This is a genomic window from Pseudanabaena sp. PCC 6802 (genome assembly GCF_000332175.1).
Lineage (GTDB): Bacteria > Cyanobacteriota > Cyanobacteriia > Pseudanabaenales > Pseudanabaenaceae > PCC-6802.
The window spans coordinates 3,876,512-3,890,895 of record NZ_KB235914.1; the positions used below are offsets into that span (position 1 = coordinate 3,876,512).

9 protein-coding genes are annotated in these 14,384 nt (G+C 49.1%); 6 read left to right on the forward strand and 3 right to left on the reverse strand.

The genetic code is table 11. From position 1 onward, the window contains the following. Positions 1-9: 9 nt before the first annotated feature. Entirely contained in the window at positions 10-3,495 is a 3,486-nt protein-coding gene (locus PSE6802_RS34350) for a S8 family serine peptidase (RefSeq protein ID WP_202950725.1), read from the reverse strand. A 56-nt stretch (positions 3,496-3,551) separates the two neighbouring features. Beyond that, positions 3,552-4,112 (reverse strand): hypothetical protein, encoded by a 561-nt coding sequence (locus tag PSE6802_RS0123950; protein WP_019502546.1) that lies wholly within the window; start codon positions 4,110-4,112, stop codon positions 3,552-3,554. A gap of 450 nt (positions 4,113-4,562) precedes the next feature. Here PSE6802_RS0123950 and PSE6802_RS30180 point away from each other — a divergent pair, with 450 nt between their 5' ends. The 6 genes from PSE6802_RS30180 (at position 4,563) to PSE6802_RS0123975 (ending at position 11,997) form a co-directional block, all read left to right on the forward strand. Continuing rightward, on the forward strand, positions 4,563-5,546 hold the full coding sequence (locus tag PSE6802_RS30180; protein ID WP_051050596.1) for a putative HlyD family type I secretion protein: 984 nt from the start codon (positions 4,563-4,565) through the stop codon (positions 5,544-5,546). Then, positions 5,525-5,878, forward strand: a complete 354-nt coding sequence (locus PSE6802_RS32880) for a putative HlyD family type I secretion protein (RefSeq protein ID WP_051050597.1) — start codon at positions 5,525-5,527, stop codon at positions 5,876-5,878. The genes PSE6802_RS30180 and PSE6802_RS32880 overlap by 22 nt, the downstream gene beginning before the upstream one ends. Positions 5,879-5,883: 5 nt before the next feature. After that, positions 5,884-6,534 (forward strand): peptidylprolyl isomerase, encoded by a 651-nt coding sequence (locus PSE6802_RS0123960; RefSeq protein ID WP_019502547.1) that lies wholly within the window; start codon positions 5,884-5,886, stop codon positions 6,532-6,534. Next, positions 6,531-9,080, forward strand: coding sequence for a peptidase domain-containing ABC transporter (locus PSE6802_RS0123965; protein WP_019502548.1), 2,550 nt, complete (start codon positions 6,531-6,533; stop codon positions 9,078-9,080). Before PSE6802_RS0123960 ends, PSE6802_RS0123965 begins: the two co-directional genes overlap by 4 nt. Before the next feature lie 152 nt (positions 9,081-9,232). Further along, the gene (locus PSE6802_RS0123970) at positions 9,233-10,873 is read left to right on the forward strand and encodes a bifunctional ADP-dependent NAD(P)H-hydrate dehydratase/NAD(P)H-hydrate epimerase (RefSeq protein ID WP_019502549.1); all 1,641 of its coding nucleotides are present in this window, start codon (positions 9,233-9,235) and stop codon (positions 10,871-10,873) included. 431 nt (positions 10,874-11,304) lie between these two features. Beyond that, positions 11,305-11,997, forward strand: coding sequence for a Crp/Fnr family transcriptional regulator (locus PSE6802_RS0123975; RefSeq protein ID WP_019502550.1), 693 nt, complete (start codon positions 11,305-11,307; stop codon positions 11,995-11,997). On the opposite strand, the gene PSE6802_RS0123980 is transcribed toward PSE6802_RS0123975, so the two are convergent. Continuing rightward, the gene (locus PSE6802_RS0123980; RefSeq protein WP_019502551.1) at positions 11,994-14,267 is read right to left on the reverse strand and encodes a ComEC/Rec2 family competence protein; all 2,274 of its coding nucleotides are present in this window, start codon (positions 14,265-14,267) and stop codon (positions 11,994-11,996) included. The two genes, PSE6802_RS0123975 and PSE6802_RS0123980, sit on opposite strands and share 4 nt — an antisense overlap. Positions 14,268-14,384 lie beyond the last annotated feature (117 nt).

The window sequence follows — 14,384 nt, forward strand, 5'->3', positions numbered from 1 at the left end:
TCGAAACAATTACCATAAGTGGTTAGATCGGGTTGTAGTGACTGCCAGCCAAATGCGGGCGATCGTATCCAATGGTATTTTTCCCGCTGCTACCAATCCATTAAATGCCTGTTCGGCAGGGTCATCAGTATGCAAGTCTCGGTAGTTATCGTTTTCCGCCGCCTGCTGGATGGTGCGATCAATCGCTCCGGCAGCGGTATTAATCGTATTGGAGACAAAATCAGCAGCCTTGTCTACATATGATTTGGGGGTGATGCCACCCGCGATCGCATTAACAGCCAAAGCTGAAACTAAGTCAGGATTATTTTGCGCGAAGTCAGTAGCAGTTTGAACTGTGGTATTGACGACTTGGTCAAGCGTGGTAGGTGTGTTTGTCACGCCAGAAGTCGCCACATTAGCAAATGCGCCACTGGTGCCGCCATCATTATTATTTGTCGAAGCGATCGCATTGTTAGGATCGGTTAGCGCATTGGCACCAGACACAACCACACCACTAATCGCATTGCCACCATTATCATTGTTTGCGATCTGCTCGTTTGTAGGAGCGATCGCTGGTGGGGTGAAAGTGGCGATCGCATCCTTGACCCCATTATCATTGTTTGCGATTGGCTCGTTTGTGGGAGCGATCGCAGGTGGAGTGAGATTGGCGATCGCATTACTACCCTTATCGTTATTTGTCGGAGCGATCGCATTGTTAGGATCGGTTAGACTACTTGCGCCAGGAACAACCACACCACCGATCGCATTGCCTCCATTATCGTTATTTGCGGTTGGCTCGTTGGTCGGAGCGATCTCAGGTGGGTTGAAATTGGCGATAGCATTGCCACCATTATCATTGTTTGTAGGAGCGATCGCATTGTTAGGATCGGTTAGACTACTGGCACCAGGCACAATCACACCACCGATCGCATTATTGCCATTATTATTATTATTTGCCGTTGGCTCGTTTGTCGGCGCGATCGCAGGTGCGGCAGGTTGTTGGTTGAAATCGGCGATCGCACCTGTAACGTTATTGTAGTTATTGGCTGTTTGCTCGTTTGTGGGAGCGATGGTAGGTGCGGCAGGTTGTTGGTTGAAATCGGCGAATGCACCCGTGCCATTACTATCAGGATTTGGTGTGACAGGATCGGACGAAGCATCGCTATTAGTTGATAAAATTTGCACGTCCGAGTTATCGGAATTAGGGTTGTGTGCTAAATCAGCGATCGTCGTATTGTTGTTATCGGCAGGTGACGCTGGCTGAATATTAAAGTCCGCCACCGCTCCCGTGCCAGGATCTGAGGCTGGCTGAGTATTAAAGTCCGCCACCGCTCCCGTACCAGGATCTGCCACTGGCTCATTAGCAGGTGTCGTCGCTTGCGCACTTAAATCCACATTAGTCAGTTGCGCATTTAGATTGGGATCGAAACCGCTGCCATTGTTGGCAAGACTGTTCATCCCCGTCGCCCCACCCCCAACCAAGTTGCTGGATGTAGATGTTGAGTTAAGATCGTTGTAATACGCTGGCGTGTAGCCAAAACTAGCAGAAGCATCTTTTAATGATGAATTATTGAGCGTACTACCCACACTAGACGAGCTAGGGTAGTTACCAAATGCACTGCTCGATGAACTGCTAGTATTAGTCGAAGCAGAAGATGCACCCGCAAGTAGCGTGTTCACAACTAGAGGATCTGAAAAGGAAGATTGTTGGTACAAGGAACTCAAACCCGCACCGCTAACTGCCGATTTCCCCGCATCGTTCAAACTGCCATCGTCATTGAAAATACTGCCAAATGGCGAATTATTCAGACTGTTAGACATCGAGCTAACCAGAGAACTGCCCGCAGCAGAAGTATTGCTCGACAAACCACTCGAGCTATATGTAGAGCCAAACGAGCTGAGCGTGCCACCAATTCCCGAGGTACTACTTGAGCTAAACGGACTACTCACAAGACTTGTGCTGCCAAACGAACTCAGCGTGCTGCCGATGCCCGAAGTGCTACTTGAGTACGAACTCCCCAAACCAGAGGAAAGGCTAGAATAGCTAGTGTCATACAAAGAACTAGAGCCAAAGGAACTGCTGCCGCTAGAAAGCCCTGTTGACAAGCCGGACAAAGTGCCACCGCCGCCCGAACCGGAACTACCACCGCCAGAGGTACCACCGCCAAAGCCCCCACCAAAGCCACCCGCAGCACCACCAACATCAGCCGCCCGTTCGCTGGCAACTACTCCACTTTCAGCCATCAACTCCGCATCAAACTTTACCGGCACCACCCCATTCGACTGCCGTGCCTGCAACGCCTCTGCCTTAGTATTGCGCGCCAGCGCTACCGCCGAGTCCTCATCCACCTGGCCAAACCCCGTTTGCCTGTCCCAACCAGGGATATCGCGATCGCTTGCCGACTGCTCCAGAATCTTTGCCACCTGCTGGTAGTTCAAATCCGGATTCGCCGCCCACACCTTCGATGCCACACCTGTCACCTGCGCCGCCGCCACCGACGTGCCCGCCATCGCACCCATACAATCACCCATCCGCGACAGGACGGGATTTTCCGGCGTACCGCCATCCGCAACTACGTCCAACCCATTCCCATAACTGGCATAAGCCGCCCGATTCTCCCCAGCGATCGCACCTACGCTAATGACATTGTCAAACCGCAACGAAGCTTGCCCCAGTGCCGACATTTCCCCATTCTGGTTCCCTGCCGCCACCACTACCAACACCTGATTTTCCTGCGCGTACGCCAGTGCCGCTTCTTCTTGGGGTGTCAGTGCCGTCCGCGTCGTCACGCTGCCGTCGATATTGCGTTGCGTCAGGTCAAAGCTCAGGTTAGCGATCGCATTCTTTTGCCCCGCTGCCCGTGCCGCATCCACAAACTCCACCAACGACTCCGCCCACTCTCCCGAACCCACGGCTCGACCCAGCCACAACGGTGCATCAGGGTTGATGCCGCCTACACCTGTAGTTTCATCCGGTTGCGCCGCGATCGCGCTCAGGATATGCGTGCCATGGTCGCTACCTTCCCCAGATTTGATTAAGGGGTCGTTATCCTTACCGACGCGATCCCATCCCAAGCTAATATTGCCGCGCTTAACGTTTACCTCCGCAAAATTAAATCCCGTATCCACTATCCCCACCAATGGCTGGTTAGACGGCTCTAGCTCTGGTGCTGGCAATGGTGCCACCGTGGCAGCGGTTACCTCTGTAGCGATCGCATCTACATCGGTACTGCGATCGCTGTCAGTACTGCCCAGGAAACCCATTTTACCCATCGTATTCAGGTCGGGTTCGGCCACGATTTCACCCGTAGTCGGGTCTACCAGTGCCGGACTGCTGTCACTGTCCGAGCTACCAAATTTCCTCACATCACCAACGCCCGCATCAGTGCCCGCATTAGTGTCTAAGCCATTTGCCGCCACAGGCTCAACCCGAGCTGCTGCGTCTGCACTCGCGGGCGACACTACCTCCCTATTGGTTTTAATAGGCTGGTTATCCAGCGCCAGATTGCTTGCCAATTGCTGCGTCTCAGCCCGCAATTCCTCGCTGTTTTGCTGCTTGCTGGTTTCCAGGTCTACCTGCTTTGCCGCGCAGTCCCGCCACCAATATCTGAACTAATCAAGTTAAATCTGGCTAAATCCCTGGCATCCCCCAGCATCACGCCTGGATTATTCAAGAAATCCGCCGCGCTTGCCGCACCACTGCGATTATTGCCATCATCGCGGCTGCGATTGAGCCAATTGTCACTCCCACTCAAGTCCGATGCCGACACGCCCAGAAAATTGCCTGGATTGTTCAAAAACGCGATTGTCGCCCTTTCCTCTGCCAATCGCACCGGATCGCTTACCGTCTGGCTCTGGCTATCCTGAATGCTTGCCATATTATCCACGGGGCGATCGCCGCGCAGAAAATTGCCGATACCGCTCAAAAAACTGCCGATTCTACCCAGTATCTTCCCTCTATCGACTTCATCCGTGAGATTGCTATCTAAATTGGAGCTAGCACCAGAACCCAATCGATCCGCTTCTAAGCCATATTCCCCTTCCCCAGTCCTGCCGCCTGTGAAACTACTCGGCTCTAACGTCGATGTCTGCGATGATGCGAAGGGGGCATGCTCTTGGATATTCCTTGCCATTGCTCTGCTTCCTCACTTGCGATGTCGGATAATTGCCATTACATAGCAATAACCCTTATCTCATTTGATTTATCCGTGTCAAGTCGTGGCGATCGCATCCTCCTTCTTTATTACCCTGACTCTTCAACATAATATCCTATGCCTTTAACTGATGAAATTACTTCCCTGCATGACTTCCCAGCTACTTTGACATGTTGTCGATTTAACTTTTACCCATCCCAACTTATGTCATGATTTCATCACATTTGCTGGTGATTAGCAGAGTTTCTAGTAAAATTTATTTACAACAAAAATAAATTTTCTTAATATAATTGACGATATATTATAATTGACGATATTTGATTTACAAGAAGCTATTCGTCTGAGTTACGATATCCATAGCCAAAATCAGACAAATTAAATTATCAGATCTAGACTAAGCCTTCAATAATACAGTCATAAAAGAAGGAAATGACGAAAATATCGGCATCGCCATCCCAACTCAGACAGACAAGAGAGCAACTGCAATCAGAAGACTACGCTTGTCAAGAATTAGCAAAGGCGATCGCCGAACTCCCTCCGCTCTACATGCAGGTACTATCAGGGGGTATTTGTTTGTTGATATCTGCTGTACTGGCTTGGGCGCATTTTAGTCGTGTCGATGAGGTTGCCGTTGCCAATGGCGAATTCGTCCCCTCAACTGAAGTTCGCCCAGTGCGTGCCCTCGAAGGTGGCATCCTCAAAGCAGTTAAAGTCAAAGAAGGTGACAAAGTTGCAGCAGGTACGGTGCTGATTGAATTAGATCCATCCCTACCCAAAGCAGAAATCCAACGTCTAGAAAATCTCGTTCGCCTGCTCAAGCAAGATATCAGTCGCTTGAAAGCAGAGCAAGCAGGTAAAATTGATACTGGCGCGCAACTTCAGGATCAGCTCTTGGCTTCGCGCTTACGCAATTTTAATAGTAGTTTGGAAAAAGCTCGTGCTGATGTTAGCCGACAACAAGGGGCTATAGAGGTTGCTCGCGCTCAGCTAGGAGGCTTAGAAGCAGAGCTAACATTTGCTAGAGATAAAGAACGCAGGCTATCGGGCTTGATGAAAACTGGCGCATCTCCCCGTTTCGATTACATCGATGCACAAAGCAAAGTAGCATCGCTCAGCAAAAGTATTGAAGCTAAAACCCAAGAAATTTACCAAGCGGAGCAAGCGTACAGAGCTGCCAATGAAGAGGTAACACAGCTAACTGCCGCCCGCGAGAGTGAAATTCTCACCCAACTTACAAAGCAGCAGCAGACCCTGGCTGATTTAGAGGGACAACTCAAGAAATCTCACATGCAGCGCGATTTCTCCACCATCAAATCCTCTGTCAATGGCGTTGTCTATAACGTCAAAGCCACCAAAACAGGAGTGAATATCCAATCGAGCTGCTCTCCATCTTGCCCGAAGGCGAAGAATTAGTGCTCCAGGCAAACGTGCTCAACCGCGATATCGGTTTTGTGAAAGCCAATATGCCCGTCAAGATTAAACTTGCCACCTACCCTTACCAAGAGTTTGGCACATTAGACGGAGAAACCAGCCAGGTATCGCCAAATTCCCATATAGACAAAGAATTAGGAGCAGTGTTCTCCACCAAAGTTCGCATTAAGCAAAACACACTACGCGGACGAGAGGTTACCCTCGTACCAGGTATGGATGCCACAGCCGAAATAGTCTTTCGCCAGCGCTCTGTTTTGAGCTTTCTCCTCGAACCCATCCTCGATCGCTGGGATCGAGCATTTTCCACTAGATAACACAAATGACATCTCAACCTTTTCTGATTGTTGGTGGTTATCCCATCTCGCTCGCACAAGCACTGGCTTACCTCAAAGATGCAGGTAAACTTCAGAATCTAGTTGATGAAATTGGGCGCAATCATATCATTACTCAGCATCTCCAAACTATGGAGCCGCAAGCAATAATTCCTCGATCGCTATCCTTTGACTTACGACTAAAAGCCCTGAAGGCACAAATTGCCGCACCAAAACTCCAGCAATATTTTATTCACAACAAACTCAAACTAGATCGAGTAATTCTGTCCCGCATCGTCGTTGCTACTAAAGGTCTAGCCGAAGAATTAAAGCTGGATATCGAAGAAAAGAAAAGTACATTTGAAGAACTAGCAAGACAGTATTCCCTTACACCAGAAAGATTATCTAATGGCATGATGGGTGCGGTTTCTCGTGCCGATCTCTCAGAAACATTGCGCTCCGAAATCGATGCTGCTGAAGTTGGTAATTTAATTGGCCCACTAGAAATGCAAGACCGTTGGTGTTTAATACGCCTGGAAGGGTGCTTGCCCGCCGCTTTAGACGACAACCTCAAAGCGCAACTTGAAACAGAGATTTTTGAGCAGTGGCTGACCGCAAATTTACAAAATACAGACATTAAGCTAGCAATTCACCTATGAACGCTGATAGTAGATTAAACGTTTACTGCATTCCGTGGGATGAACCTCCTTTTAGTTTCCTCACTGAACCACAAAAAGATGTACTCCTCAAATCGGTTAAAATTTCTCGCTACGCCAAAGGAGATCTGCTCTGGTCAACAGAGGCATCGGGACAGCAATTTCTACTGCTTGAAGGTCAAGTCCGCCTACGACAAGAGGATGGCAAGCGATTTACTTTGGAAAGTAATGACTGGTTAGGAGATTGTCTGGAACTATCCGGAATATGGACTGCCAGTGCTGCTAGCGATGAGATTATTATGGCAGTTTGGCAGATTGAAGCCTGGCAAGAATTCCGCACTGAGAACATAACGGCTTTTTGGTTGCTTGAAAGTAAGCGCTACCAAGCGATCGATCCCAGCATCCCACAACCAGCATCGGGATATCCTTACATTTATGCTCTTAACCCTGCCGCTGCTTGTCTGGCAATGGTCAGCGAATATCTCAAAATGCCCGTATCGATGGAATGGATTCAACGGCAACTACGTCACAGCCAACACCCTCAAGATTTGGAAAAGGTATCCGAAAGGTTAGGTCTGGTGCTATGTCAAGTTAAAGCCAGTTGGGAAGAGTTGCCGCAACTACCATTGCCTGCCCTGATGTATTGGCAAGCAGAAACGCATAGTCGTTGGGTTGTTGTCTATGCCGTACAGGGCGATCGCCTCATTATCGCTGACCCCGTAAATCCTCGCAAATCCTGCGAAAGCGTATATAAGCAAGCTGCGATCGCTGCCTGGGATAGATATCTCTGGACAGTGGAAGCAACCCAGCAGCAGGAAAAGTTTAGCCTCAAATGGTTCTTACCTGCGGTACAAAGGTATCGCGGCTTGCTCCTACAGGTTTTAGTCGCCTCCTTCTTTCTGCAACTAGTGGGGCTATCAACTCCTGTGATTACCCAGGTTATAGTTGACAAAGTATTGGTGCATGGTAGCTTAGCTACTCTCGATGTCCTGGGCATTGCTTTAATTGGTGCTGCATTTTTCAATTTGTTTTTGGGAGTTCTGCGACTGTACGTTTTCACACATACAGCTCGTCGTCTCGATCTAAAACTATCCGCTCAGCTATTTCGACATCTCATGCGGTTGCCCCTGGCATATTTTGAAGCTCGTCGCGTTGGCGATACCGTGGCTCGTGCTCAGGAGTTAGAGAATATTCGGCAATTCCTGACTGGTACCGCCTTAACTGTGGTTTTAGATGCCATTTTCACGTTTATCTATCTAATCTTGATGTTCTTTTACAGCCAGCAACTCACTCTCGTGAGCCTGGCAGTTTTACCTTTCTTCGCGGCGCTCGTACTGGTTTCTACCCCAATTCTGCGCAACAAACTCGATGAATCCTTCAATCGACGTGCGGACGGGCAATCTTTTCTAGTGGAAGCAGTTTCTGGTATCCACGCAGTTAAAGCACACACCGCTGAAATTGCCGCACGTCAGCACTGGGAAAGATTATTTGCTCGCTATACCCGCATCAGTTTCCATGCCTCTACAATCTCCAATATCAGCAATAATCTTGCAAACTTTTTAACTGAAATCTCTAATCTCTTAATTCTATGGGTTGGAGCGAAGTTGGTAATCGAACAGACCATAACCGTAGGAGAATTAGTCGCTTTTCAAATGCTATCCGGTCGAGTTACAGGGCCACTGTTACGTCTCGTACAGCTATGGCAAAATTTCCAGCAGGTTCTTCTTTCCGTCGATCGCGTTGGTGATATCCTCAATGCCGCCCCAGAATCCGAACCTAAAACTGGTCTCATTCTCACCGACCTTAAAGAATCGATTAAATTTGAGAAAGTATTCTTTCGCTATCACGAACGCCAGGAATCAGTTCTAAAAGGGATCTCTTTCTGCGTAGAACCAGGCATGTTTGTGGGTATCGTCGGTCGTAGCGGCTCTGGCAAGAGTACAATATCCAAGCTCATCCAACGCCTATACTTACCCGAATCTGGTCAAATCCTATTTGACGATCTCGATATCAAAAAGGCAGACTTACTTTCCCTGCGGCAGCAGATTAGCGTAGTTCTGCAAGATGATTTTCTGTTTAATGACTCAGTATACGAAAATATCTCCCTTGGTAATTCTCAGATCCTACCAGAGCAAGTTGTAGAAGCAGCAAGGCTAGCATGTGCCGATGAGTTTATCTCTGTTTTGCCCGATGGCTACGATACCAATATTGGCGAACGCGGCACGGCTTTATCTGGCGGACAGCGGCAGCGACTGGCTTTAGCCCGTTTATTTCTATCCAACGCCCCCATTCTGATCCTGGATGAAGCAACTAGCGCTCTGGATAGTGAAACCGAGCAGCAGGTACTGCGCAATCTCCAAAAAGTAAGACGAAATCGCACTGTATTTGCGATCGCTCACCGTTTTACGCCACTCAAGCAAGCCAATTTAATTTTGGTTTTGGAAAAAGGTGTTTTGGTGGAGCAGGGCAATCACGACGAACTCCTGAGGCAAAGAGGTGTGTACTGGAGTCTTTACCAAGGACAGCAGTCCTCCATAGAAGCTATTTAATACCAATTTAAATTGCCATACTCCGGACAGTTTTGGGGAACTAACTCTGGAATGAGGGTTCTAGCCATGTTATTCATCTAATTAATGAATAAGAAATCAAGGGTTTCAGTCTTTCTCTAAAAAAATGTCCGAACCATTGCTAAGGAGGTCTTTTGAAAGAATACCCCAATTACACGGGTGCTGCCCCCGTGCCTACCCTAAACCTCGGGGCTACTGCAAGAACACCCCAATGGTTAAATCAGGTTGTAGTGACTGCCAGCCAAATGCGGGCGATCGAAACCCTCATGTTCGAGGCGGGCATGCCCGTTGCTGCCCTCATGGAAAAAGTGGCGGGTTTAATTACACGCCGCTTAGAACAGATTTACCCTGCCGATCGCTACCCAAAAGTGGGGGTTTTAGTGGGGCCAGGACATAACGGCGGCGATGCTTTGGTAGTAGCGAGGGAACTTTGGCATCGCGGGCGGAAAGTTAAGGTCTGCGTGCCGCTCGAAAAACTAAAGGACTTAACGGCTGCACATTGGCAATACTTGCAAAATCTGGAAATTGCAGCAGTGGAACTGGTGGAATTACAAACCTGCGATTTAATCGTCGATGGGTTATTTGGCTTTGGTCTAGAGCGAGAATTAGCGGGTGTGGTGGCAAACACTATCGACGTTGTGAATGAGTGGGGCATACCTATCTTGAGTATTGATGTCCCTTCGGGCTTGCATACCGATACTGGAACTGTAATGGGTACGGCAGTCCGAAGCGATCGCACGCTTTGCCTCGGTCTCTGGAAGCGCGGTCTTTTGACTGAAGTTGCCGCACCCTATACAGGTCAGGTAGAACGGATTGACTTTGATATTCCCGTTAGATCGGTCGAGGCAGTTCTGGGCAATGCTCCCGATTTGTGGCGAATAGATCCAGTCTGGGCATTAGCTCAGCTACCTCGCCGCCGTCCTGTAGACGTACACAAATATCGCGTGGGGCATTTGTTGTTAATTGCTGGCTCGAAGCGCTATGGTGGAGCTGCAATTCTAGCGGCTTTGGGTGCCAGAGCTAGCGGCATAGGCATGTTATCCGTGGCAGTGCCGACTTCGCTCGGGGATGCGATCTTAGCGCACCTGCCAGAAGCTTTAGTAATTAGTTGCCCTGAAACTAGCTCCGGCGCGATCGCCCAATTACCCGCAGATCTAGATTTAACCAAATATCAGGCGATCGCCTGCGGCCCTGGTCTATCCCTAGATGCCCGAGCAGTGGTCGATCTGGTACTGAATGCAAGCTGTCCCCTAGTGCTAGATGCCGATGGGCTGAATTTGCTAGCTCAGATTGGCGTAGAAAGACTGATACAGCGCCATCAAGCCCAATACCCCACCGTAATTACCCCCCATTGGGGGGAATTTTGCCGTCTGTTTCCCCAACTTGCCAGCAGCAGCGATCGCATCGCAGTTGCCAGGACTGCCGCCGCCGAAACCGGGGCGATTATTCTGCTGAAAGGAGCGAGAACCACCATCAGTTTTCAACCCACACCCACACAACCATCATCAATACAGACCTGGATTAATGCTGAAAGTAGCCCATCTCTAGCCAGGGGAGGTAGTGGTGATGTTTTGACTGGCGCGATCGGGGGGCTATGGGCGCAGGATTTAGCCGGGAGCGTAGCGGCGATCGCATCAACCGCATGGCACGCTCAAACCGCCCTCAAACTTGCTAGCTATCGTACGGATATGGGTGTCGATCCCGTCACGCTAGCCCAGAACTTGCTAGAGCCGGGATTGCGACGTCAGCTAAGCGACATTTGGGACATTATTTAACCGCAAACCGCGAGTCTCTTATTGCCTAAACCCGATGATTGAGTTATATTGGGGTGACATGCGAAAGCATATTTGAGATTGAGACCGATTAGGCAACAGGAGGTGATGCCCATGCAAGAAGACAGTAGTAAATGCATGAGTCATCATGTTGCATTAACCATTCTGTGCGCTGGGGCTGTTCTCTAAACAGTCTTGCTACAATTCCTGGCAATTGTTATGTGAATTGTATGGCTAGCTAGGGATTCCTCCCAGCAGTTTGGTTGCAACTTGAAGACCGACTAGACCGCTCCCCCAGATGTGTAATGACTCTACCTGAGCTTCATTGCACGTTTAGGGGAGCGGATAGTTTTAGAATGACCTAAATTGCCTTTCCTCATACAGAAACCCATGCTCTGGGCGCGTAAAATATAATTATCTTCCCTAAGCCTTCCATGCAGACTGAACTATTCAGTGAGATCTTTCCCATTTTTGAATCCGTGGACGATGAAACCCTGGGATGGTTCCTCTCCGTCGCCGATGAGGATGACTACGCTGCCGATCGCTCTGTCATAGTAGATGAGACCTGGGGCAATGCCGTCTACTTTATTCTGTCTGGGTGGGTAAAGGTGCGATATCTACGCGATCGCGATCCGCACGAACCAGTTATAATCGATATCCTGGGGCAAGGCGGTTTTTTTGGTGAAACGGCTATTCTAGGCGAATCGCCTCGCAATATGGATGTAGTGACATGTACGTCCGTGCGTCTTTTGAGCGTACCAGCACAACGATTTATCCAGGCTCTCTTCAAGGATATCCAATTGCAACACCGCATGCTTCAACTGACGGTGAAACGGCTCCAGCAAAACAATCAGCGATTGCAACTACTTCAGGAACCACCAAACGTTAGAGTGGCAAATATTCTCATAAATCTAGCCGAAAACTACGGCACCTCAACCGATGCTGGCCTGGAGATATTTAATCTGCCCATTGAGGATATTGCCGATCTAGCTAATGTTGAGGAGGAGGAGGCATCTAAAGCGATTGAGAGACTAAAAGATAAGGGATGGTTGCAGATCGATCCTAAAGCCCAAATACTAAATTTACCCAACCCCAAACAAATCGCTCAGTTAGCATTGGGGCGTTAGAGCTTCAATTTACTATCTTCGCTATCTTTAGCAGAACGAATATCATTCTCTAATGTCCATTCGATCGCGCCATCCCTTCCCGTCCAGTACAGACGAATGTTAGCTCGAGCGAAGGTATCGGCAACTATATCCGTAACAATTGGGCTGGAAGCGATCGCTGCGGTTGGTTGTACAGCATTGAGCAATTCTGGCACGATATCCCCACCGTCCCACCATAGGATATCGGCTTTGAGATTGGAGACGGCATTGGATTTATCTAATAAAACTCTTTGCACCTTCTCATCAGCATCAGCGAGGAGCAGCCATGTAGTTTCCGCAGTTTGGAGCCGCAAAATACCAGGTGATTGATGGATTAGTTGTAACTTTACTCGATCCGTAAATTCGATGGGAGTATTTAGCTCCAGCGCATTCATGCTAATGCCTTTTGCTGCTAGCTTCTGCATCATTTTAGCGTACTCCTTAGAGGCAACACCCGCACCCGCATCGTGAAATTGTTGTACGGTAATGGAATTTGCCAAAATGGTGTTCCAGCCTTCGCTCACCTCCAATTGGGGATCGGTGGAGATCGCCAGATCGATCTGGTTTAGCCCCGCCTTCTGCAAAAATGGCAGCAAGGTAAACGTAGCAGTTTGCCGATCGCCGCTGTTAATTAATAAGGTTTTGCCCTGTTGTTGCACCACCATCACCGGCGACTGTCCCGTTGCCAGGAGCGTGACCCGAAATAAATTACCGCGCTCTACGGCAATGGGGACAAAGATTATTGCTATTGCCACAATTATGGCGGGCAGCCAGATCTTCTTAATCCAGGGATGTACCCAGATCGAGAACAGAATCGCATAGGCTACCAGCATTTGCCATAGGTGAATCGTGCCCGCATTGGTGACTGCACCCGGTAAAGTATGGATCCACTGCGCCAGAGCGATCGTGAAATGTAATGGTGCAAACATCAACCAACTTACCGCGCTACCGAGAGGTAAAGGTTCAAAAATTGCCCCTAAAATACCGCTCAGCATTCCTCCTATGGTCGCGATCGCCACTAGAGGCAGGGTGAGAATATTGGCTGGGATGCTGTAAATACTGATGCGTCCAAATGTATAAAGCTGTAATGGTAAAGTCCAAATGTAGGCAGCCAGCAATACTGCCAATGTGTTAGCAAACAATGGGGGAATGCGTTCCAAGCGTTTAGCGATCGGCTCCGCAGTCGCGATCAAGCCAAACGTTGCCAGGAAACTAAACTGAAATCCCAGATCCCAAATCCACATGGGTTGCCAAATCAATAAAATGACAGCAGCTAGAGCTAGCCACGCTAAGGGTCGCCCTCGGCGTTGCGTTACCAAAGCAATTAGACCGCCAAATCCCATCACCACTGCCCGCGCTACCGAAGGCGCGCTCCCTGTCAGACAGAGATAACCGAGCAAACAGATCGTGCCGCGCAAAAATTGCTGTAAAGGCGAGCTTTTCCTGCTCAGAAATAAAACCGTGCCCAGGATTAAAGACACTTGAAACCCAGATGCAGCTAGAGCACAGGCAAGTCCAACATCTACGAATATATCTTTGAGATCGTTGGGTAAATCTACAGCCCGATTACCAAGAACTAGAGAGCTGAGAAGCACGCCCTCTGGAACTCCTGCTCCTGAGACATGGGCGCGTACCATCCGACTGCGAATCGTCCAGCCGCCCCACGTTGGTGAATCGCCCTGTAATTCCAGGCTGCGCCCGCTCAAGCCTGCGAAGATCCCCGATCGCGCTAAATACTTTTTAAAATCAAACTCGCTTCTATGGTCTGGACTGGCAGGCTGATACAATCTCCCTGAAACTCTCACCACTTGCCCAGGTACCAAACCCGTCGCTTGAGTTAAGGAAATGGTCGCGTACACGTCACCCGACACTGATTCCGACCGATTTTCCCCTAGTTTTACCTCCTCAGATGCCAGGATGAATTTAGCGCGTCCGCTGCGAGTTGTACTGGGAGACTCTTTCACCGTGCCTCTCACTACAACCTCAGCACCAGTAGCAAACCTGGAGATATCATTTGCCTGCGGCTGTGGAGTGCGAAATTGGGCATAGGTACAGGCTAAAGCGGCAACTAAAGCAGCCAGAAACCATATCCATCGCTTTGGCACGCGCTTGCGCCAGATAGCAGGTACAAACAAGCCTAAAGCTATGCCGACACCAAACACGGTGGCACTACTCGTCCAGTCTGGATAAATGCTGGCAAAGGTGCCTACTATAAAAGCAAGGCACAGAGCTAGAGCAATCTGGGCAGTCATTTTTAGTTATTTTAGGTTCAGCAATCAACGCAGTTTTCAGTTAACCATGCTTACCATATTTATTGACACTTATTTGGCTGAGTTGCTTACCTGTTTGTAAGATTCAAAAGTTTGCTA

Coding starts and splice junctions, on each gene's coding strand:
- PSE6802_RS0123980 (WP_019502551.1), bottom strand. CDS start 14,267: ATGACTGCCCAGATTGCTCTAGCTCTGTGCCTTGCTTTTATAGTAGGC.
- PSE6802_RS30180 (WP_051050596.1), top strand. CDS start 4,563: ATGACGAAAATATCGGCATCGCCATCCCAACTCAGACAGACAAGAGAG.
- PSE6802_RS0123965 (WP_019502548.1), top strand. CDS start 6,531: ATGAACGCTGATAGTAGATTAAACGTTTACTGCATTCCGTGGGATGAA.
- PSE6802_RS0123975 (WP_019502550.1), top strand. CDS start 11,305: ATGCAGACTGAACTATTCAGTGAGATCTTTCCCATTTTTGAATCCGTG.
- PSE6802_RS0123960 (WP_019502547.1), top strand. CDS start 5,884: ATGACATCTCAACCTTTTCTGATTGTTGGTGGTTATCCCATCTCGCTC.
- PSE6802_RS0123950 (WP_019502546.1), bottom strand. CDS start 4,112: ATGGCAAGGAATATCCAAGAGCATGCCCCCTTCGCATCATCGCAGACA.